Here is a 19,033-nt window from a genome sequence, read left to right on the forward strand (position 1 = left end):
GATCATTCCCTCGGGGCGCAACGCGTTCGCCCCGCAGAATGCTCAGGAATTGGTATAATTATAGTTAATGGAACACTTACATTTTAAGTTAACGACCAATTAAAATGGCCCTATTTCAGGCTTTCCAGCGCTGCGACGAAGAGCGGCGAGGACGGGAAGGCCAGGAAGCCGCCGATGGCGATGGCAATGCCATAGGGAATTTTCTTCGCAAGCAGGAGCGAATTGGGAATGGGAAGGCCGATTGCCAATATCGTATCTGCCTGTGACCGGATCATCAGGATCGCCAGCGTAACCAAGCCGCCGATGACGCTGACATACACCAGAAAAGACAACAGAGCGGGATCGTAACCGAACCAGATCGCGGCCGCGCTCAGAAGTTTCGCATCTCCACCGCCCATCACATTAAGCGCAAATAGTGCAAAGCAAATGCCGAAGACGATGGCGCCACCAAGCGCGTGCATTCCGATTACCGGGAGAGTCATGCCGCTCAATGGCGCCAGTACGGCGAATGAAGTTACCAGGATCAACGAAACTCTGTTCGGGATCGTCATCGTCAACAGATCGGATATGGCCGCAAAAGCAAGGCAGAGCGGAAAAACCAGAAGGATTGCGGCTACTATCATCTTCTCACCTACCCCAAGTTCTCATCTGCCCAAAACAAACAGGCTCACGGCGTTCGCTCGTGAGCCTGATCGCTGTGAACTAGAGATATGCTCCAGTTATTACGGAGTGGTTTTCGTCGTGGCATTAGTCAGTTTTAGACCGAGCTCGCCGAATGTGTCGTTAAGCTTGGTGCCGAGCGTGGTGGCGCCAGCAACGAGAGCTACGGAAATGAGGGCGGCGATCAGGCCGTATTCGATTGCAGTCGCGCCGGATTCATCTTTCAAGAAACGGCTAAAAAGTCTTTTCATGACCCTAACTCCAGTTGATGTTCTGACCAGAGCTGCGCCGCAGCTATTAAGGGGCCGTCTTCGCCGTAGCATCGGACAGCTTTGTGCCAAGTCCAGCGAACGTAGCGTTAAGCTTGTTGCCGAGCGTGGTGGCGCCGGCAACGAGGGCTACGGAAATGAGGGCGGCGATCAGGCCGTATTCGATTGCGGTCGCGCCGGATTCATCCTTCAGAAAACGGCTAAAAAGCTTGGTCATGGTTACCTCTAACTCCAGTTGATGTTCAGCACGTCCGCCAACTGTTTGCCGTTGATCGGATGGCCGTAACCTAGCGAATGGCCGTTTCCATCGACTTAATGAAATACGTTAACGAAATGTAAATGGGACAACCCGCCCCAGTCGGGGTAAGTAATTCATTGCAGAATTGCTTAGGTTCTTAATGAATTTCCGGAAGAAATGCGGAATAATAGCTTCCAATCGTCCAGAACTGATACGAATTTCTTCTGTCCGTCGATTTTATGCCTCATCGGCGCGTACCGAAACGACCCAATGCGTGTCATGATGAACATGGCATGAGAGGCTTAAAGCTTCGTTCACCATTTTTTCCCATTCTATCTGCAATCTGCATTGCGATCGTGAAAGAGGGCCAAAATGCCATCGAACGGCAAGACCGTTTTCTTTGCCTGGGCGATTGCGGCTCTTACGGCATCCACAGCTTCCGCCCAGGAAGACATGCTGCGCGTCTATATGGATCACGCGCGCGTTCTGAAACTGGACCGGCCGGTCAGCAAGGTCATCGTCGGCAACGCCAAGGTCGCCGATGCGACGGTTGCCGACGCCAAGACGATCGTGCTGACGGGCCGGGCCTTCGGCACGACCAATATCGTGCTGCTCGACGGCGCCGGCAACGCCATTCTGGACGAACGCATTCTCGTCTCCATCGATGAAGGCAATACGGTGCGCGTCTATCGCCAGACGGAACGCTCGGTTTTATCCTGCACGCCCAATTGCGAGCAGCATTCGCAGCAGGGCGATGCCGCTTCCGCAAACTAAGCGATATCCATGAAGCTCACGCCCATTCGTTAAAATAGCTGCTCCGACCTGAAACGGAAAATCAACGAACACACCCTAGTGTGGCACCCGAAGAACATTTTCGAGGCCAGACTATGGCAATCCGTGAGCAGGAGACGGGCAAGGTGCGTGCGTCGCTGCGTTTATCCAGACTTCGCGCCCTGGCACGCTCGCGCGACGGCTCCGCCGCGATCGAATTCGCGTTGCTGGCCATTCCTTATTTCGTCGTCATATTCGCCATCCTGGAAACCTTCATTGCCTTTACAGCGGAAGAGCTCGTCTCGAACGCCGTCGATACGCTGAGCCGCCAGATGCGAACCGGGCAGATCACCTTCATAGATCCCGCGCGTCCGACCTATAAGACGCAGACCCAGTTCCGGCAGGCCTTCTGCGACGAAATCTCGATCATCATCCGCTGCTCGGCGACGGAGGCGGCGACACCCGGCAAGCTCTATCTGGATGTGCGGAGCTTCACGACCTTTGCCTCGATCCCGACGACGATCCCGCGCGTGTCTTCGGACAAATATTCAGACCTGAAGGTCTCGGATTTCAAATTCACGCCCGGCGGCCCCGGCTCGATCAACATGGTGCGCGCCTATTATCGCTGGTCCATCATCGTCGATCTCGTCCGTCCGTATGTCACCGGCCTTCGCCCTGTCGGTAGCTCCATGCCGAGCGAATATCTTATCGTCGCGACGGCGGCCTTCCAGAACGAACAGTATCCATGATGGCGCGCCGGGCATTTCCGATATGGCTGGCTTCGACGGCGCGGCGCTTTGCACGCGACCGGAAGGGCGTGGGCGCCATCGAGTTTGCAATCATCTTCCCGGTTCTGATCATGCTCTATCTTGGCGCATTCGAGATCACGATCGGGCTCAGCGTCAGCAAGCGCACGACACGTGCTGCCGGCTCGATCGCCGATATCATCACCCAGCAGCAGAGCGTCACCAAAAGCTCGCTCACAGATATCGCCAAAGCCGCACCGGCGATCTTCGCGCCTTATGACAGTTCCGGTCTCTCGTTGAAGGTCACCGCAATCCAGATCGACGGCGGCGCCAATCCCAAAGTTCTCTGGTCCTGGGCGCCGAGCGGCGCGCCGCCCTACGCCAAAAACAGCACGGTTTCCGATGTGCCGACGGATATGAAGAAGGCAAACAGCTTCCTCATCCGCGCCGAGGTCAGCACACCCTATACGCTGCTGGTCTTTGCCCCCAACTTCATGCCGGCGGAAACGCGCACCATCACGATCAGCCGCAGCTATTTCTATCGCCAGCGGCAAAACGACGATATCCCCTGCGGCGACTGCTAAAGCACGAGCGCTTCCACCTCAATTTGCCAAGCGGTTCCCGTCATTATATGGCTGGGCGCCAGTCAGATCGTCCGGCTATACGCTGACGACAGCAGATCATACGGTGCAAAATGGCGCGTGCCTTTCTCTTCGTTTTGGATTCTTTCGGTGTCGGCGGGGCGCCGGATGCGGCAGCCTATGGCGACGAGGGCGCCGACACGCTCGGCCATATCGCCGAATTCTGTGCGGCGGGCGCTGCCGACCGGGCCGGCCTGCGTTCCGGGCCGCTTTCGCTTCCGAACATGTCGGCGCTTGGGCTATTGCATATTGCACGGGCCGCTTCAGGACAGTTTCCGGCCGGGATGCCGCTGCCGGACAAGATCTACGGCGTCTATGGCGCCGCCAGCGAAACCTCGCGCGGCAAGGACACGCCGTCAGGTCATTGGGAAATAGCCGGAACGCCTGTTACCTTCGACTGGGGGTATTTTCCTGATAAGAGCGATGCCTTTCCGCCGGAACTGATCGACGCGCTCTGCCGCGCAGCCGACGTGCCGGGCATTCTCGGCAACTGTCACGCTTCGGGAACCGAGATCATCGCCCGCTTCGGCGAAGAGCATATGCGCAGCGGCAAGCCGATCTGCTACACGTCCTCGGATTCCGTGTTCCAGGTGGCGGCGCACGAGGTCTATTTCGGCCTCGACCGGCTGCTCAACTTCTGCCAGATCGCCCGCGGCCTGCTCGATCCCTACAATATTGGCCGCGTCATCGCCCGGCCCTTCATCGGCCAGAGTGCTGCGACCTTCCAGAGAACGGGCAACCGCCGCGACTTTTCGGTGCCGCCGCCGGAACCGACGCTGCTCGACCGGCTCGTCCAGCATGGCCGCAATGTGCATGCCGTCGGCAAGATCGGCGATATCTTCGCCCATCAGGGCGTTTCGCGGGTCATCAAGGCAAACGGCAACGACGCGCTGATGGATGCGTCGCTTGCGGCAATCGACGAGGCGGAGGATGGCGATCTCGTCTTCACCAATTTCGTCGATTTCGACATGCTGTATGGCCATCGCCGAGACGTGGCCGGCTATGCGGCTGCCCTCGAAGCCTTCGACGAGCGTCTGACTGAAGTTCACCGGAAGCTGCAGCCCGGCGATCTGGTGATCCTCACCGCCGATCACGGTTGCGACCCGACCTGGCGCGGCACCGACCATACGCGCGAGCGCGTGCCTGTCATCGCTTACGGTCCCGGCATCCGGTCGCGCTCGGTCGGCATACGCCGGACCTACGCCGATATCGGCGAAAGCGTTGCGCGCCATCTCGGCATTCCCGCGGGCCCGCACGGGAGGAATTTTCTGTGACATCGCATTTGAAGAAGGTCGAGCTGCATTGCCATCTGGAGGGTGCGGCGCCCCCTGCTCTGACCGCGGCGCAGGCGCGCAAATACGGTGTCGACATCAGCGCCCATCTGCGGGACGGCGTCTATGTCTGGCATGACTTCGCAAGTTTTCTGGAATGCTACGACCAGGTTTCAAAGGTCTACAAGACCGATGAGGATTATGCGCTGCTGACTGAAACCTATCTGGACGGGCTTGCCGGCATCGGCACGATCTACAGCGAGCTCATCGTTTCGCCCGACCACGGCAAGCGCATCGGGCTGGGTGCGGACGCCTATATATCAGGTGTGTGCGAAGGCATCCGCCGGGCGAAGGAAAAAGGCGGCATCGAGGCGCGGCTGATCGTGACCGGGGAGCGGCATTTCGGGCCGGAAAGCGTGATCGGCGCTGCGGAATATGCGGCAAAGGCCAATAATCCAGTCATTACCGGCTTCAACCTTGCCGGCGAAGAGCGGATGGGCCGCGTTGCCGACTATGCGCGCGCCTTCGACATCGCCCGCGATGCGGGGCTTGGCCTGACCATCCATGCCGGTGAAGTCTGCGGCGCGTTCAGCGTTTCGGACGCATTGGACGCGGTGCGCCCTTCGCGGATCGGCCACGGCGTGCGGGCAATCGAGGATGCCGACCTCGTCAAGCGGCTCGCCGATCTCGGCACGGTGCTGGAGGTCTGCCCCGGCTCGAATATCGCGCTCAAGGTCTTTCCGGATTTCGCATCGCATCCGTTGCGCAGATTGCGGGATGCGGGGGTGAAGGTGACGATCAGCTCCGACGATCCGCCCTTCTTTCACACATCGCTCGAGCGGGAATACGAGCTTGCCTCGCAGGCCTTCGGCTTCAGCGATGCCGACATCGATGCTATGACGCAGACGGCCATCGAGGCGGCCTTCGTCGACGAAGAGACGCGCAAGACGTTGCTCGCCCGACTTTAACGGCGCGGAGTTATTAATGGCAAATCAGTCTCCGCTCTTGCGGTGGAGGCGATTTCCATGGAAGAAACAGCCGATAAGAACAAAGAATTGGAAGGTTTCCCTATGGACGGCGTCACAGTCATCGATCACCCGCTCGTGCAGCACAAACTCACCATCATGCGGCGCAAGGAAACCTCGACGGGCAGCTTTCGCCGGCTGTTGCGCGAAATCTCGACCCTCCTCTGCTATGAGGTGACGCGCGATCTGGAACTGACGATCGAGACGATCGAAACGCCGATCCAGGAGATGCAGGCGCCGATCCTGGAAGGCAAGAAGCTGGTCTTCGCCTCCATCCTGCGCGCCGGCAACGGGCTCCTGGAGGGCATGCTCGATCTGGTGCCTTCCGCCCGCGTTTCCCACATCGGCGTCTATCGCGACCATGAGACGTTGCAGCCGGTCGAATATTACTTCAAGGCGCCTGAGGATGTCGCCGAGCGCCTGATCATCGTCGTCGACCCGATGCTTGCGACCGGCAACTCCTCGATTGCCGCCATCGACAAGCTGAAGGAGCGCGGAGCGCACAATATCCGCTTCCTCTGCCTGCTGGCCGCCCCGGAAGGCATCAAGAACTTCCGCGCCGCGCATCCCGATGTTCCGGTCTTCACGGCGGCGATCGATAGCCATCTGAACGAGAAGGGCTATATCGTGCCCGGTCTCGGCGATGCCGGCGACCGCATGTATGGCACCAAATAGTTTCGGCTTCCTTTACCAATTCGAAAGCACTTGAAGGCCCGGGCGGTTCGTTCCGGGCCTTTTCATGTCGTCGTTAGCAACTTTTCAGCACTTATGGCTTAGCTGGTTTAAGCGTGAGGTCCCGCATGAGGCGGGGTTTATACAGGAAGGATTTCTGTTTCATGCTCATGCGTACCGTCATATTTGCCAGCATCGCGGCTGCGCTGGCGACACAGGTGCCTTCTCTGCTCACCCGCACGACGCAGCCCGGCAATACGATCTCCGCAAATTTCGTCTCGACCGAGGATAGCGCATCTGATGCGCCCGCCACGATCGCCGATGGCGGCATGATCCGCCTGCAGGCCGATGCCCAGGGCCATTATACCGGCAATTTCAGGATCAACGGCAAGCCCGTGCAAGGGCTGATCGATACCGGCGCCACCTATGTCGCACTCAACGAAAGCCTCGCCCGCAGGCTCGGATTTACCGGTAACCAGCTCGATTTCCGTTATGCCGTGAATACGGCGAACGGCCAGACCAAGGCGGCGCATGTGATGCTCGACCGCGTGGAAATCGGCGGCATCCGCGTTCGCAGCGTCGAAGCCTTCGTGCTGAAAGACGAGGCGCTGAGCAGCACGCTTGTCGGCATGAGCTTCCTGCAGAAGCTTGCCTCCTACTCCGTCGCCGACGGCTCTCTCAGCCTCAAGCAGTAAAGTCAGATACGCCCGCCGATGACAGGTGGAAGCTCCGGCTTTTCGTCGGCGATGCGATAGTTTGCGGCAAGCGCGACGACGGCCCTTTCGGCCGATGCTTCATCTGCGGCGTGAACGAGTGCTATCGGATCGCCCTCATGCACATGCGTTCCAAGCGGAAGCAGGCCGGTGAAGCCGACGCTGTGGTCGATCCTGTCGGCCGGATGGCGTCGTCCGCCACCAAGGTCGATCACGCTCACGCCCAGGTCGCGGGCGTCGCAGGCTGCGAGCCAGCCGCTGCGCGAGGCCGGAACAGGCCGCTCGACGGGCGCCCTGCGCAGATAGGCATCCGGCCGTTCCAGAAGATCGGCCGGCCCGCCGAGCATGTGCACCATGCGCGCAAAGATCTCCGCCGCTTTGCCGGAAGAGAGAACATCCTGCGCCTTGCTCTCCGCCTCGAGGAGCGAACCCGCGATCCCCGACTGCACGAGCATTTCGGCGGCGAAGGCAAGCACGATCGTTTCGAGGCGCGTACCGGTCTTTCGGCCTGCCAGAAAATCCAGGCAGTTGCGCACTTCGACGGCGTTGCCGGCGCTATCGGCAAGCGGCTGGTTCATGTCGGTGATCAGCGCAGATGTCTTCACGCCCGCGCCATTTGCGACTTCGACCAGCGAATGCGCGAGCACGATTGCCTGCTCGGGATCGGCCATGAAAGCGCCGTTGCCGGTCTTGACGTCGAGCACCAGCGTCTGAAGGCCGGCCGCGAGCTTCTTCGACAGGATCGAGGCTGTGATGAGCGGGATGGAATCGACGGTCGCCGTCACGTCGCGTACGGCATAGAGCCGGCCATCGGCCGGCGCCAAGGCGCCCGTCGGGCCGATGATGGCGCAGCCGACCTCTTTGACCACCTTGCGGAAGAGAGCGGCATCCGGATTGATCGTATAGCCTGGAATGGATTCGAGCTTGTCCAGCGTGCCGCCGGTGTGGCCGAGGCCGCGGCCTGATATCATCGGCACGGCGAGACCGCAGGCGGCGGCGATCGGGGCGAGCATCAGCGAGACGTTGTCGCCCACGCCGCCGGTCGAATGCTTGTCGGCGACCGGGCGCTCGATACCGTCCCAGGAGAGCATGTCGCCGGAGCGCGCCATGGCAAGCGTCAGCGCCACGGTTTCGGTGCGCGACATGCCCTTGAACCAGACGGCCATGGCAAAGGCGCCGATCTGGCCTTCAGACAGGTCACCGGCCGCGAGCGCCGCGATGAAGGCGTCGATATCGCCTGATGGCAGTTCGGCGCCGTTGCGCTTCTGGCGGATGATCTCCTGCGGGATCATCTCAATAGCTCGAGACAGCCGCCGGCTTTGGCTCCGTGCCGCTGAGGACGGAAAGGATATTGTCGAGCAGGCCGGACGCGCCGAAACGGAAGGTGGAAGGCATCGCCCAGTCCGGCGTCATGATGGTTTCGGCGAGGCTCAGATAAAGCGCAGCATCCGCAACGGTCGATATGCCGCCGGCCGGCTTGAAGCCCACCTTGCGGCCGCTCTCCCTGATTGCGCGGATCATGATGTCGGCGGCTTCCAGGGTGGCGTTGACGGCAACCTTGCCGGTCGAGGTTTTGATGAAATCGGCGCCCGCCTCGATCGCCAGTTCCGAGGCACGGCGGATAAGGGCGGCATCCTTCAGCTCGCCGGTCTCGATGATGACCTTCAGCAGGATAGGCGCAACGCATTCGGCGCGTATGGCCGCGACCATGTCGGTGACGGCTTTCTCGTTGCCTGCCATCAGCTTGCGATAGGGAATGACGAGATCGATCTCATCGGCGCCGTCGGCGATCGCCTCACGCGTTTCGGCGGCGACATCGGCGATTTCCATGTCTCCTGAAGGAAAATTGACGACAGTGGCGATACGGACCGGATGGCCCTTGCCGAGCAGGATGCGGGCATGGGCGACGAAACGCGGCCAGATGCAGATGGCCGCACTGCTGCCATAGGGTGTCTGCGCGCGGGCGCAAAGCGTGTCGATCTGCTCCTGGGTGCAATCGTCCTTCAGATTGGTGAGATCGAGAAGGGAAAGGGCGACGGCGGCCGTTTCCCGGCTGGAATGGCTGTACATTTTCGCTTCCTCCACCGGCAATCAGCTTCCGGCAATCATTTCTTTGAGTATAGCGGCAAGACGGGCGCCGCCAACCGGCGCCATATCCTTGGTTTCTTCGTGGCTGAGCTCGTTTCCGGTCATGCCAGCCCCATAGTTGGTGATCACCGAGGCAGCCGCAACCCTTAGGCCCAGCATTCTTGCGATGATGACCTCAGGCACGGTCGACATGCCGACCGCGTCGGCGCCGAGGATGCGGGCCATGCGGATCTCGGCCGGCGTCTCGAAGCTCGGGCCGGAGAACCACATGTAGACGCCGCTGCCAAGCGGGATATCCAGTTTCTTGGCGGCATCTCGCATGGCCGCCGAAAGCTCGGCGTCATAAGCACTGGTCATGCCGACGAAACGCTGATCGCTCTCTTCGCCGATCAGCGGGTTCGTGCCGGAATAATTGATGTGGTCGGCGATCTGCATGACGGAACCGGGGGGCATGTCCTCTTTCAGCGAGCCCGCCGAATTGGTGAGGATCAGAACCTCGACGCCGAGAGCCTGCAATACCTCGATCGGCAGCCGCATGGCGTTGGCATCGCCCTTTTCGTAATAGTGGACACGGCCGGAGAGCATGATGACCGGCACCGAGCCGAGATGGCCGGCGACGACCTCTCCGGCATGACCGGAGACGGCGCTGACCGGAAAGCCCGGCAGATCCTTGTAGGGGATGCGCACCGCATCCGTAAGCTCGCTGACGAGCGAGCCGAGGCCGGAGCCGAGGACGATGCCGTAGCGCGGTTTGAGCCCGCCGAGCAGAGCCGCGAGCAGTTCGACGGTCGCGATCATCCGAGTTCCGTTTCGAAGCTGAAGGGCAGAAGCTCTTCCATGGTCATGGTCTTCTTCACGCCGGTTTCGTCGCAAAGGTAGATCTTGGTGTCCTTGCCGGCGAATTCCGAGATCTTCTGCCGGCAGCCGCCACAGGGCGGGCAGAGCGGCAGCTTTTCGGCGATGACGGCCATTTCGACGATCTTCTTCGCACCGCCCATGATCATGGCGCCGATCGCCGTCGGCTCGGCACACCACCCTTGAGGGAAGGAAAGGTTCTCGATATTGGCGCCAGTATAGACCCTGCCATCCTCGGCGCGGATCGCAGCACCGACCGGAAACTTGGAATAGGGAGCGTGCGCGAAGGCCATGGCGCCGCGCGCGGCTTCGAACAGGTCGTGAGACATATCAACGCTCCTTCACATAGGGCACGCCGCCGGCCTTCGGCGGAATGGCGACGCCGATGAAGCCGGCGAGCAGCACGCAAGTCAGAATATAGGGCAGCGCCTGGAAAACCTGTACCGGCACCTCGCCGATCAGCGGCACCGCCTTGCCCTGCATGAAATTCGCAAGAGCATCGAGGAAGCCGAAGAGCAGGCAGGCGAACATGACGGGCACCGGCTTCCACTTGGCGAAGACGAGGGCGGCGAGAGCGATATAGCCCTTGCCCGCCGACATGTCCTTGATGAAGGCGGCGGACTGGGCAATCGCCAGATAGGTGCCGGAGAAACCGCAGAGGATGCCGGCGCACATGACGGCGCGGTAGCGCAGCCAGGAGACGGAAATGCCCGCCGTATCGACCGCGCCCGGATTTTCACCGACGGCGCGAAGGCGAAGGCCGAAACGCGTGCGGTAGAGAACCCACCAGGAGAAGGGCACGGCGAGGAAGGCAAGATAGGTGAGGATATTGTTGCCGGAGATGACGTTGGCGTAGAGCGGGCCGAGGATCGGTATATCGCGGATAGCATCGGCACCCGGCAGGATGATCGGCGCGAAACGGGCCTCCGGCGCCAGCTGCGGCGTGCGGCCGCCCTGCCCGAACCAGGCCTGGCCGAGCACGATGGTGATACCAGCGATGAAGAAATTGATGGCGACACCCGAGATGATCTGGTTGCCGCGATTGGTGATCGAGGCAAAGCCATGCACGAGGCTGAGCGCCACCGAGCAGACTACGCCGGCGCCGAGGCCGGCCCAGGCCGAGCCGGTGAGATAGGCCACACAGGCGGCGGCGAAGGCCGAGCCCAGCATCTTGCCTTCGAGGCCGATATCGAAAATGCCGGCGCGTTCGGAAAACAGGCCGGCAAGTGCGGTGAAGATCAGCGGAATGGAGAGCCGGATCGTCGAGCTCAGGACGTTGATGAAAATCTCATAATATTCCATCGTCTGTTCCTCAGGCTCGCTTGAACTGCTGGTAGATAAGCACCATCGCCGGTCGGAACATATATTCCAGCGCGCCGGCAAACAGGATCACCAGACCCTGGATGACGAGGATCATCTCGCGGGTGATGTTGGGCATTTCGAAGGAGATCCAGTCGCCGCCCTGATAGAGGACGCCGAACAGGATCGCCGCGAAGACGATGCCGAGCGGATGGTTTCTGCCCATCAGCGATACGGCGATGCCGACGAAGCCGGCGCCGCCGACGAACTCCACCTGCAGGCGGGCCGACGAGCCCATGACCGGGTTCAGCGCCATCATGCCGGCCAGCGCGCCAGAGAGCAGCATGGCGATGATGATGATGCGCGCACGGGGCGTGCCGGCGTAATCGGCAGCCGTCGGGCTGATGCCCAGCGTGCGCATATCGAAGCCGAGCTTGCTGCGCCAGACCAGCACCCAGACGAACCAGGCGGCAAACAGGGCGATGATGAAGGAGACGTTGAAGGGCGCGGCACCGAGCTTGGCTCCGAACAGGCTCATGATCCAGCCGAGTTTCGGAAGCTGTCCGCCTTCGAGGAAGGTGCGGGTTTCCGGCGCCATCTTGCCAGGCACGATCAGCACATGCACCAGCAGATAGACCATGAGTGCTGCGGCGATATAGTTGAACATGATCGTCGTGATGACGATATGGCTGCCGCGCTTGGCCTGCAGGAAGGCTGGGATGAAGGCCCAGGCGGCGCCGAAAAGGCCGGCGCCGATGACGGCGATCGGCATGGTCACATACCAGGGCACATATTTGTCGAGCGACAGTGCCACCAGCGCACAGCCGAGGCCGCCGATATAGGCCTGGCCTTCCGAGCCGATGTTGAAGAGGCCGGCATGGATGGCGACGGCGACGGAGAGGCCGGTGAAAATGAAGCTCGTCGCATAATAGAGCGTGAAGCCGATGCCCTCGCCGCTGCCGAAGGCGCCCTCGATGAGCAGCGAGAGAGCGGCCAGCGGGCTTTCGCCGATCAGCCAGACGACGAAGCCTGATATCAGGAAGGCGACGACCAGGTTCAAAAGAGGGATCAGACCGTAATTGATCCATCTCGGCAGGGTTACGGAAGCAGTGCTCATTAAGGCCTCACGCGGCAATGCCGGCCATCATCAGGCCGAGGGTCTGTTCACCGGCATCGGGCGTCTTCTCGCCGACCATATGGCCGGCGAACATGACAAGGATACGGTCCGAAAGGGCGCGGATTTCGTCGAGCTCGACGGAGACGAGCAGGATGGCCTTGCCCGCATCGCGCATCTCGATGATCCGGCGATGGATGAATTCGATGGCGCCGATATCGACGCCGCGGGTCGGCTGGCCGATGATCAGCATCTTCGGATCGCGCTCGATCTCGCGGGCGACGACGATCTTCTGCTGATTGCCGCCGGAAAAATTCGCCGTCTTCAGGCGCGGGTTCGGCGGGCGGATGTCGTATTTCTCGATCTTCTCCATTGCATCCTTGCGGATGGCTTCGAGATCGAGCAGCGGGCCACGGCTGTATTCAGGACGGTGGTGATAGCCGAGTACGGAATTCTCATATTCTTCGAATTTCAGCACCAGGCCCATGTGGTGGCGATCTTCGGGGATATGCGCGAGGCCGAGCTCGCGAAGACGGGCCGGATCGGCCTTGTCGATCGGCTGGCCGTCGAGCAGGATCTCGCCCGATGCCGGCTTGCGGATGCCGGCAATTGCCTCCAGCAATTCGGACTGGCCGTTGCCGGCCACACCGGCAATGCCGACGATCTCGCCGGCGCGGACATCGAAGGAGACGTTGTCGACCATCGTCACGCCTCTGTTGTCCTTGACCGTCAGGTTGCGGACAGACAGCAGGACATCGGCGGGCTTCGCCTCGCCCTTCTGGACGCGCAAGAGCACGCGGCGGCCGACCATGAGTTCGGCAAGTTCCTCGACCGTCGTCTCGCTGGTCTTGCGGGTGGCGACCATCTCGCCGCGGCGCATGACGGAGACGGTATCGGTGATCGCCATGATCTCGCGCAGTTTGTGGGTGATCAGGACGACGGTCTTGCCCTCGTCGCGCAGCACACCGAGGATGCGGAACAGGTGATCGGCCTCGGCCGGGGTCAGCACGCCGGTCGGCTCGTCGAGGATCAGGATCTCGGCGCCGCGATACATGGCTTTGAGGATTTCCACACGCTGCTGCAGGCCGACCGGAAGCTGCTCGATCAGCGCGTCCGGATTGACCTCCAGGCCGTATTCGGTCTCCAGCCGCTTGAGCTCGGCGCGCGCGGACGCAACGCCTCTTGCCAGCAGCGCGCCGCCTTCGGCGCCGAGCATGACGTTTTCGAGCACGGTGAAATTATCGACGAGCATGAAATGCTGGTGCACCATGCCGATGCCGGCGGCGATGGCTGCCTGGCTGTCCCGGATGGTGATCGGCTGGCCGTTGACGCGGATCTCGCCGCTGTCGGCCTGGTAAAAACCGTAGATGATGGACATCAGGGTCGATTTGCCAGCGCCGTTTTCCCCGATAATGCCATGGATCGAGCCCTTGGCGACGGTCAGGTTGATGTCCTTGTTGGCGTGAACGGCGCCGAATTTCTTGTCGATGCCGACAAGTTCGATGGCAGGCTGGTCTGTCACAGCAGGCTCCAAATAAGAAAAGGGCGTATGGCGAAAATGCTTGTCCGCCATACGCCCGATCTCAGTTACGACTCACTTCGGGCAGGCATTGTCCGTGGTGTAATCGTGAACCTTGATGGTGCCCGCGATGATGTCGGCCTTGGCCTTGTCGACGGCAGCCTGCATCTCCGGCGTGATCAGCGGCTTGTTGTTGTCGTCCATGGCGGCGGCAACGCCGTCTTCCTTGACGCCCAGAGACTGGACACCGGCCGTGAACTTGTCGTTCTTGGTGTCGTTATAGGCGTTGTAGACGGCGAGATCGACGCGCTTGACCATCGAGGTCAGAACGGAACCCGGATGCAGGTGGTTCTGGTTGGAATCGACGCCGATCGACAGTTTCTTGTTGTCGGCTGCCGTCTGCAGAACGCCGAGACCGGTGGCGCCGGCTGCCGCGTAAACGACATCAGCGCCCTGGTCGATCTGGTTCTTGGTGAGCTCGCCGCCGCGAACCGGGTCGTTCCAGGCTGCACCGGTCGTGCCGGTCATGTTCTGGAAGACTTCGATGTTAGCCTTGGCGGCGCGCGCGCCCTGCTCGTAGCCGCATTCGAACTTGCGGATCAGCGGAATGTCCATGCCGCCGACGAAACCGACCTTGCCGGTCTTGGACGCCATGCCGGCGAGAATGCCGACGAGATAGGAGCCTTCCTCTTCCTTGTAGAGGACGGAGCGAACGTTCGGCTTGTCGACGACGGAGTCGACGATGATGAACTTGGTATCGGGGAATTCAGCGGCAACCTTCTCGACAGCCGAGGTCCAGGCGAAGGAAACGGCAACAACCGGGTTGAAGCCGCGGCTTGCGAAGTTGCGGATGGCCTGCTCGCCCTGGGTGTCGCCGGTCGGCTCGAAATCGCGGTAGGCGATGCCGGTTTCCTTCTTGAACTTTTCAGCGCCGTTGAAGGCAGCTTCGTTGAAGGACTTATCGAACTTCCCGCCGGTGCCGTAAACGAGAGCCGGCTTGATGTCGGCGGCAAGCGCCGTCGTCGACATCGCTGCCACGGCAAGGAGGGTGAGAAGGGATTTTTTCATGAGTGTGCAGCCCTGTTGTTGCTATTTATCTGGGGTCCTCCCGCAAGCCTTTTTCAGGCATGTCTGCGGAACCACCGACCTCCCCCCGGAGGCCTGGCTGGGCGCATCCTTGCATGGCTCAACGAAAAATTCACGAGAAATTTTTCGGTTGGTAAAGATTTGCGGTTATTGCCGAAAATCGATCCACGGGTGCTGAATTCTGGGCAAATCGGCCGCTAAAATGCGGATTTTCTAACCAGCGCCCAGGCGGCATCGGGCCCATCATCCCGCCGTTTCAGGAACTGCCGATTGCCCTTTTCAGACCATCCAGCCTCTTCAGCTATGCGGTAAAGCGGCCTGCCACCGGCGGCTTCTTGTAGCCGATCATCCACAGGATGAGCGACAGCACCAGAAGCACGGCGAAGGCCGGCTGCAGCATGAGCCATTGAAAGATGAAAGCGTAGAAACGCGGATGGACGTAATAGGAGACGGCCGACTGGAGGGCTGAGAGCGTCGACGGGCTGACCTCCTCCCATGCATCCGAGATCGGGGTTATGACCACTTGCGAGGATGCGACAGACTGAATGGAATCGATGGTTCCGGCAATGACGGCAACTGCCAGCGCAAACAAACTGGCAAGACGCAACAAGAAACGCATCAAATCCTCCGACGACGGGTGTGCCATGATGTCCGGCAAGCCGCGCCATTCTGCACTCAAACCTAGAGATAGGCTTGGAGCAGGCACGGCGCAATGGACGGCATGCCCGCAGTTTTATCGGAAGAAGTCAAAAAACTGTTAGATTTGGGTTGATCGGCAAAAATTCATCGGTATATATCGCGCCGTTCCGACGATTTGCTCCTCTCCGGTGCGAAACGCAAATGGACAGGTGGCCGAGTGGTTGAAGGCGCACGCCTGGAACGCGTGTGTACGTGAAAGCGTACCGAGGGTTCGAATCCCTCTCTGTCCGCCATTTTTTTCATTTTCATACATTTCAGCTTCTTAATCGTCGTTTTGTCCAACAGTTTCGAATTGTTGGACGATTTCCTTTTTCCGGCCTGATCGTTCCGGCATGGTATCGACGACTGCAGCCTATTTGACGGCATGGCGAAAGATGCCGAAGCCGAAGCGGATCATGGCAGCACCGTCTGGGATCGCCACGCGCTCGATCGCGCGTTCGACAAACGCCAGGCGAAACGGACGATGACGGCGATGAGTGGGAAATCGCTGTTTAGCCAGAGCTAACGACAGGTTGTCGCTTGCTGAAAATGTTCTCAGCGCAGATATTTGAAGTCGCCGTCGAATCTCTGGATCAATAATGACCGCCTGGCTGACGCTCTTAGTTGCTTTGGTCGCCGCAATCATTGCCCTTATGCAATGGTATCTCGCGCGACAGAAATTCGTCCTCGACCTCTTCGATCGGCGCTTCGAGGCTTACAACGACGTTCTTGCCGCAGTGCGGCCGATTTTGGGGGCCGGCAATGCTGAACACAATCAAATTGTCGACTTAAATATCGCGGTCCAAAACTCGAAATTTCTCTTCGGAAGCGACGTAAATGACTACCTCAAAGAGACATATAATGTGGTCGTACAGCTTCGGATGTGGAATTCGATTTACAACACAGAAAACCCACGAGCCCATCTTGCACCGGATGGCATGTACCAGTGCGGCTTGAAGCTCGCCGATTTCTTCGACGAATATCCCAAGCTCTGCCAATCCTACATGATGATGCCTGAAAAGCGCGTGCGGACGCCTATTGAGTGGTTTCATGATCGCAACGAGCTGCGAAAGAGTTATGGCGGGGAGCCAAAGAACATAGACATTTAAAGCGGCAAGTCGGCGATATGGGAGGGCTTATGTCCGGCGAAGATGATGCTTCAAAACTGCGAGACCTTAAAATACGAACGGCCGAGCGGGCGCATGATCGAGATCTTAAGGCCGAGGAAATCCACAACAAGCAGATCGAGGCGTTCTCAATCGCCGCAATGCGAGCGCCGGCATTGGTGGCTGCAGGAGGCGTCGCCGCCAGCCTCGGTTTCTACAGTGCAAACTATGTGCGCCTGTCTGGAAAGGCGGACGCGCTTGAATTATTCAACGAATCCTTATCCTGGATGCTTGGAGGACTGCTCTTCACGGTACTTGCGCCGGGGTTGGCGTATTTCAGCCAGCTAGCATATCTTGATGCAGTCTCCAATCACGTCCACGATTGGGAGCACCCCTACGTAAAACCGCCTCGCAGATCTCAAATTGCCGTCAAGGTCGGGAACCTCTTCCGCTGGGCCTGCGTGGTTATCGTCTTAGCATCGATCGTTTGTGTTGCGGTCGGAGGCTTGAAATTCCTGCACCTGGTCGCGACCCTCTAAGCACACGCTTGAGCGAATTTCCAAAAAGTACAAGAAATCTCCCAGTAGGGAGAAACGTTGGGTGACCACGTAGCTCGACATTAAAAGTCATTTTTGCAATGCTATAGGTTGATTCTAAGAACAGGCTTGAGCCTCAGATTCAGTATGACTGTCTCGCCGCGCACGAAGTTTCAAAAGCTCTACGTATTGATTACTTGGCCCTTCGTAATGACGGCGTATCGCCTTCGTGAGCGGCGACGATTCCGCAAGAACTTTCCTTTAATTTGGAAGACGCCAGGCGAGATTACAAATCTCGATTTGGAAAATTATGAGCCCGAAGACGACGACTTCAAACTGGATAAAAAGTTCGTTGACGATCTACTTCCCACACGCGATGCGGCACGCACGAATGCAAATCGAATCCTTTTCATCAACATGATGATCTTCGCATTCCTGCTCACCGATTACTTTTCAATTGGCCTTACTTTCACGATCCCCGGCGTCTCGGTTGTGGATCCGAAGGGCGTCAAGGATTTCTTGATATTCTACTCAAGCATGACGGGCCTGTATTGCTTTATCATACAGAATAATATGTACACTCTCGATAGTGCAATGAAATTTGTAATAATGAACAAATTTCCATTAGAGCTTAGAGGGATATATATAGCAAAATACTTCTACTTCGAGAATTTTCCTCCTCCATCTCCAACGCAACTCCCTCACATCAGCTACTCTCGCATCTACAGCCAGTTCTTTATGGTTGCGTCGGTAGCGTTCCTTATAGCTATCCTCATTTACTTCAGCTGTTATGCGGCTCTCTACATGGCAATTGCAGTCGACATTTGGAAAAACGCTCGACTTGGGATTTGGAGCTATGTCATCGCCGGCGCATCTATCGCAAACGGTGTCCTAAGCACGAGCTATCTCATCCTCACTCGAATAAGGATGCCCTACAGGGATTATACCGTACTCCACGAAATTCAGGGTCTGCCACAAATCGCACCATCGCAATATGAAAGGCGCCAAAAGGAAGTCTACGGCGAAGGAGTGGCGGATTGGCTTAGCCTGGTCGAGCGAGGATACATCAAGCGGAAAAGTGATAGTAAAAATCCGAAGCCATCAGAATCATAGATTGCAAGTCAGGGTCCGCGCGCCAATTTCTCCGAGGCATTGTTGATTTCGAAGCCGACGGCGAAGATGCCGGAACGATCAGGCCCTCCATTACGCAGCCTGGCAACCCAACTCTCTTCGAAAAGCCAGACCTCCCCCCAGAAATTCGTGGGCTTCTCCACAACTCCACCCTAACACGATAATTTGGTCCATACATTTCGATGCATAGCCACTTCATCGCCAACAACACAACCGGGGAGACCAGCAATGACCAATTTCAAGGCTGAAGACGAAGCGATCGGGACGATTATCCTGGTGGAGGAACTGTTTCAAAGCTTGGTCAAGTCCGGCATCGTGCCTGCGGCCGTTATGGCTGACGTCGTGCGCGGCGCCGTTGCGAGGCTGGATACGACCGATCATTTCGGCGCGGGTGCGGCTGTGCGCCACTATTTCGAAAGCTGGCTGTCGAAGTAGATCATCTTCGCTGGGTGCATAGGATGCATAGGATGCATAGGCAATTTCAGCGGCTCTCTAGGAATTGTCAGATTCAGTTTCTGTCATGTCATTATCTGACATTTCCCACGCGTCAGATGAAAAATCCTATGCATCCTATGCATCCTATGCAGAGAGGTATCTGAAAGCCTCTATCGGGGC

24 protein-coding genes and 1 tRNA gene are annotated in these 19,033 nt (G+C 59.0%); 13 read left to right on the top strand and 12 right to left on the bottom strand.

The genetic code is table 11. The annotated features are described in order from the left end of the window. Window positions 1-110: 110 nt before the first annotated feature. From JNB85_RS06915 to JNB85_RS06925, 3 genes are all read right to left on the bottom strand, one after another. Window positions 111-623 (bottom strand): A24 family peptidase, encoded by a 513-nt coding sequence (locus tag JNB85_RS06915; RefSeq protein WP_220333606.1) that lies wholly within the window; start codon window positions 621-623, stop codon window positions 111-113. 99 nt (window positions 624-722) lie between these two features. Next, window positions 723-911 carry a Flp family type IVb pilin gene (locus JNB85_RS06920; RefSeq protein WP_220333607.1) on the bottom strand — a complete coding sequence of 63 codons (189 nt, stop codon included), beginning with the start codon at window positions 909-911 and terminating at the stop codon, window positions 723-725. Window positions 912-957: 46 nt separating this feature from the next. After that, complete coding sequence (locus JNB85_RS06925; protein ID WP_220333608.1) at window positions 958-1,146, bottom strand: Flp family type IVb pilin; 189 nt, start codon at window positions 1,144-1,146, stop codon at window positions 958-960. Window positions 1,147-1,539: 393 nt separating this feature from the next. Here JNB85_RS06925 and JNB85_RS06930 point away from each other — a divergent pair, with 393 nt between their 5' ends. The 7 genes from JNB85_RS06930 to JNB85_RS06960 all read left to right on the top strand — a co-directional run bounded on the left by JNB85_RS06930 (window position 1,540) and on the right by JNB85_RS06960 (window position 6,988). Then, on the top strand, window positions 1,540-1,941 hold the full coding sequence (locus JNB85_RS06930; protein ID WP_220333609.1) for a pilus assembly protein N-terminal domain-containing protein: 402 nt from the start codon (window positions 1,540-1,542) through the stop codon (window positions 1,939-1,941). Window positions 1,942-2,054: 113 nt separating this feature from the next. Continuing rightward, on the top strand, window positions 2,055-2,687 hold the full coding sequence (locus JNB85_RS06935; RefSeq protein WP_220333610.1) for a TadE/TadG family type IV pilus assembly protein: 633 nt from the start codon (window positions 2,055-2,057) through the stop codon (window positions 2,685-2,687). Beyond that, complete coding sequence (locus JNB85_RS06940; protein WP_220333742.1) at window positions 2,687-3,268, top strand: TadE/TadG family type IV pilus assembly protein; 582 nt, start codon at window positions 2,687-2,689, stop codon at window positions 3,266-3,268. Before JNB85_RS06935 ends, JNB85_RS06940 begins: the two co-directional genes overlap by 1 nt. A 110-nt stretch (window positions 3,269-3,378) precedes the next feature. After that, entirely contained in the window at window positions 3,379-4,599 is a 1,221-nt protein-coding gene (locus tag JNB85_RS06945; RefSeq protein ID WP_220333611.1) for a phosphopentomutase, read from the top strand. Further along, complete coding sequence (locus tag JNB85_RS06950) at window positions 4,596-5,564, top strand: adenosine deaminase (protein ID WP_220333612.1); 969 nt, start codon at window positions 4,596-4,598, stop codon at window positions 5,562-5,564. The genes JNB85_RS06945 and JNB85_RS06950 overlap by 4 nt, the downstream gene beginning before the upstream one ends. 102 nt (window positions 5,565-5,666) lie before the next feature. Next, the gene (gene upp / locus JNB85_RS06955) at window positions 5,667-6,296 is read left to right on the top strand and encodes a uracil phosphoribosyltransferase (RefSeq protein WP_220333743.1); all 630 of its coding nucleotides are present in this window, start codon (window positions 5,667-5,669) and stop codon (window positions 6,294-6,296) included. Between the two features lie 125 nt (window positions 6,297-6,421). Continuing rightward, window positions 6,422-6,988, top strand: coding sequence for a TIGR02281 family clan AA aspartic protease (locus tag JNB85_RS06960; RefSeq protein ID WP_220333613.1), 567 nt, complete (start codon window positions 6,422-6,424; stop codon window positions 6,986-6,988). Between the two features lie 2 nt (window positions 6,989-6,990). On the opposite strand, the gene deoA is transcribed toward JNB85_RS06960, so the two are convergent. The 9 genes from deoA to JNB85_RS07005 form a co-directional block, all read right to left on the bottom strand. After that, window positions 6,991-8,298, bottom strand: coding sequence for a thymidine phosphorylase (gene deoA, locus JNB85_RS06965; protein WP_220333614.1), 1,308 nt, complete (start codon window positions 8,296-8,298; stop codon window positions 6,991-6,993). Window position 8,299: 1 nt separating this feature from the next. Further along, window positions 8,300-9,076, bottom strand: a complete 777-nt coding sequence (gene deoC / locus JNB85_RS06970) for a deoxyribose-phosphate aldolase (protein WP_220333615.1) — start codon at window positions 9,074-9,076, stop codon at window positions 8,300-8,302. A 21-nt stretch (window positions 9,077-9,097) separates the two neighbouring features. Continuing rightward, window positions 9,098-9,892 (bottom strand): purine-nucleoside phosphorylase, encoded by a 795-nt coding sequence (locus JNB85_RS06975; protein ID WP_220333616.1) that lies wholly within the window; start codon window positions 9,890-9,892, stop codon window positions 9,098-9,100. Beyond that, window positions 9,889-10,278 (bottom strand): cytidine deaminase, encoded by a 390-nt coding sequence (locus JNB85_RS06980; RefSeq protein WP_220333617.1) that lies wholly within the window; start codon window positions 10,276-10,278, stop codon window positions 9,889-9,891. Before JNB85_RS06980 ends, JNB85_RS06975 begins: the two co-directional genes overlap by 4 nt. 1 nt (window position 10,279) lies before the next feature. Continuing rightward, window positions 10,280-11,251, bottom strand: coding sequence for an ABC transporter permease (locus JNB85_RS06985; RefSeq protein WP_220333618.1), 972 nt, complete (start codon window positions 11,249-11,251; stop codon window positions 10,280-10,282). A 10-nt stretch (window positions 11,252-11,261) separates the two neighbouring features. Beyond that, window positions 11,262-12,365: an ABC transporter permease gene (locus JNB85_RS06990; RefSeq protein WP_220333619.1), complete on the bottom strand. Its 1,104-nt coding sequence runs from the start codon at window positions 12,363-12,365 to the stop codon at window positions 11,262-11,264. Between the two features lie 7 nt (window positions 12,366-12,372). Then, on the bottom strand, window positions 12,373-13,884 hold the full coding sequence (locus JNB85_RS06995; RefSeq protein WP_220333620.1) for an ABC transporter ATP-binding protein: 1,512 nt from the start codon (window positions 13,882-13,884) through the stop codon (window positions 12,373-12,375). Between the two features lie 72 nt (window positions 13,885-13,956). Next, window positions 13,957-14,949: a BMP family lipoprotein gene (locus JNB85_RS07000; RefSeq protein WP_220333621.1), complete on the bottom strand. Its 993-nt coding sequence runs from the start codon at window positions 14,947-14,949 to the stop codon at window positions 13,957-13,959. Between the two features lie 319 nt (window positions 14,950-15,268). Next, window positions 15,269-15,586 carry a hypothetical protein gene (locus JNB85_RS07005; RefSeq protein ID WP_220333622.1) on the bottom strand — a complete coding sequence of 106 codons (318 nt, stop codon included), beginning with the start codon at window positions 15,584-15,586 and terminating at the stop codon, window positions 15,269-15,271. A 223-nt stretch (window positions 15,587-15,809) separates the two neighbouring features. Here JNB85_RS07005 and JNB85_RS07010 point away from each other — a divergent pair. From JNB85_RS07010 to JNB85_RS07035, 6 genes are all read left to right on the top strand, one after another. After that, window positions 15,810-15,899 (top strand) — tRNA-Ser (locus tag JNB85_RS07010). Window positions 15,900-16,030: 131 nt separating this feature from the next. After that, a complete protein-coding gene (locus JNB85_RS07015; RefSeq protein ID WP_220333623.1) occupies window positions 16,031-16,171 on the top strand; it encodes a hypothetical protein in 141 nt (46 codons plus the stop codon). Between the two features lie 73 nt (window positions 16,172-16,244). Further along, window positions 16,245-16,754, top strand: a complete 510-nt coding sequence (locus tag JNB85_RS07020; protein ID WP_220333624.1) for a hypothetical protein — start codon at window positions 16,245-16,247, stop codon at window positions 16,752-16,754. 29 nt (window positions 16,755-16,783) lie between these two features. Further along, the gene (locus tag JNB85_RS07025) at window positions 16,784-17,290 is read left to right on the top strand and encodes a hypothetical protein (RefSeq protein ID WP_220333625.1); all 507 of its coding nucleotides are present in this window, start codon (window positions 16,784-16,786) and stop codon (window positions 17,288-17,290) included. A gap of 144 nt (window positions 17,291-17,434) precedes the next feature. Continuing rightward, window positions 17,435-18,400: a hypothetical protein gene (locus JNB85_RS07030; RefSeq protein WP_220333626.1), complete on the top strand. Its 966-nt coding sequence runs from the start codon at window positions 17,435-17,437 to the stop codon at window positions 18,398-18,400. Between the two features lie 246 nt (window positions 18,401-18,646). Continuing rightward, a complete protein-coding gene (locus JNB85_RS07035; protein WP_007827331.1) occupies window positions 18,647-18,853 on the top strand; it encodes a hypothetical protein in 207 nt (68 codons plus the stop codon). Window positions 18,854-19,033 lie beyond the last annotated feature (180 nt).

The organism is Rhizobium mesosinicum, from assembly GCF_019511345.1.
Classification (GTDB): Bacteria; Pseudomonadota; Alphaproteobacteria; order Rhizobiales; family Rhizobiaceae; genus Rhizobium; species Rhizobium mesosinicum.

Excerpts from the sequence above, each read along its gene's own strand:
- JNB85_RS06915 (WP_220333606.1), bottom strand. The coding sequence starts at position 623 with ATGATAGTAGCCGCAATCCTTCTGGTTTTTCCGCTCTGCCTTGCTTTT.
- JNB85_RS06920 (WP_220333607.1), bottom strand. The coding sequence starts at position 911 with ATGAAAAGACTTTTTAGCCGTTTCTTGAAAGATGAATCCGGCGCGACT.
- JNB85_RS06925 (WP_220333608.1), bottom strand. The coding sequence starts at position 1,146 with ATGACCAAGCTTTTTAGCCGTTTTCTGAAGGATGAATCCGGCGCGACC.
- JNB85_RS06930 (WP_220333609.1), top strand. The coding sequence starts at position 1,540 with ATGCCATCGAACGGCAAGACCGTTTTCTTTGCCTGGGCGATTGCGGCT.
- JNB85_RS06935 (WP_220333610.1), top strand. The coding sequence starts at position 2,055 with ATGGCAATCCGTGAGCAGGAGACGGGCAAGGTGCGTGCGTCGCTGCGT.
- JNB85_RS06940 (WP_220333742.1), top strand. The coding sequence starts at position 2,687 with ATGGCGCGCCGGGCATTTCCGATATGGCTGGCTTCGACGGCGCGGCGC.
- JNB85_RS06945 (WP_220333611.1), top strand. The coding sequence starts at position 3,379 with ATGGCGCGTGCCTTTCTCTTCGTTTTGGATTCTTTCGGTGTCGGCGGG.
- upp (WP_220333743.1), top strand. The coding sequence starts at position 5,667 with ATGGACGGCGTCACAGTCATCGATCACCCGCTCGTGCAGCACAAACTC.
- JNB85_RS06960 (WP_220333613.1), top strand. The coding sequence starts at position 6,422 with ATGAGGCGGGGTTTATACAGGAAGGATTTCTGTTTCATGCTCATGCGT.
- deoA (WP_220333614.1), bottom strand. The coding sequence starts at position 8,298 with ATGATCCCGCAGGAGATCATCCGCCAGAAGCGCAACGGCGCCGAACTG.
- deoC (WP_220333615.1), bottom strand. The coding sequence starts at position 9,076 with ATGTACAGCCATTCCAGCCGGGAAACGGCCGCCGTCGCCCTTTCCCTT.
- JNB85_RS06975 (WP_220333616.1), bottom strand. The coding sequence starts at position 9,892 with ATGATCGCGACCGTCGAACTGCTCGCGGCTCTGCTCGGCGGGCTCAAA.
- JNB85_RS06980 (WP_220333617.1), bottom strand. The coding sequence starts at position 10,278 with ATGTCTCACGACCTGTTCGAAGCCGCGCGCGGCGCCATGGCCTTCGCG.
- JNB85_RS06985 (WP_220333618.1), bottom strand. The coding sequence starts at position 11,251 with ATGGAATATTATGAGATTTTCATCAACGTCCTGAGCTCGACGATCCGG.
- JNB85_RS06990 (WP_220333619.1), bottom strand. The coding sequence starts at position 12,365 with ATGAGCACTGCTTCCGTAACCCTGCCGAGATGGATCAATTACGGTCTG.
- JNB85_RS07000 (WP_220333621.1), bottom strand. The coding sequence starts at position 14,949 with ATGAAAAAATCCCTTCTCACCCTCCTTGCCGTGGCAGCGATGTCGACG.
- JNB85_RS07005 (WP_220333622.1), bottom strand. The coding sequence starts at position 15,586 with ATGCGTTTCTTGTTGCGTCTTGCCAGTTTGTTTGCGCTGGCAGTTGCC.
- JNB85_RS07015 (WP_220333623.1), top strand. The coding sequence starts at position 16,031 with ATGGCGAAAGATGCCGAAGCCGAAGCGGATCATGGCAGCACCGTCTGG.
- JNB85_RS07020 (WP_220333624.1), top strand. The coding sequence starts at position 16,245 with ATGACCGCCTGGCTGACGCTCTTAGTTGCTTTGGTCGCCGCAATCATT.
- JNB85_RS07025 (WP_220333625.1), top strand. The coding sequence starts at position 16,784 with ATGTCCGGCGAAGATGATGCTTCAAAACTGCGAGACCTTAAAATACGA.
- JNB85_RS07030 (WP_220333626.1), top strand. The coding sequence starts at position 17,435 with ATGACTGTCTCGCCGCGCACGAAGTTTCAAAAGCTCTACGTATTGATT.
- JNB85_RS07035 (WP_007827331.1), top strand. The coding sequence starts at position 18,647 with ATGACCAATTTCAAGGCTGAAGACGAAGCGATCGGGACGATTATCCTG.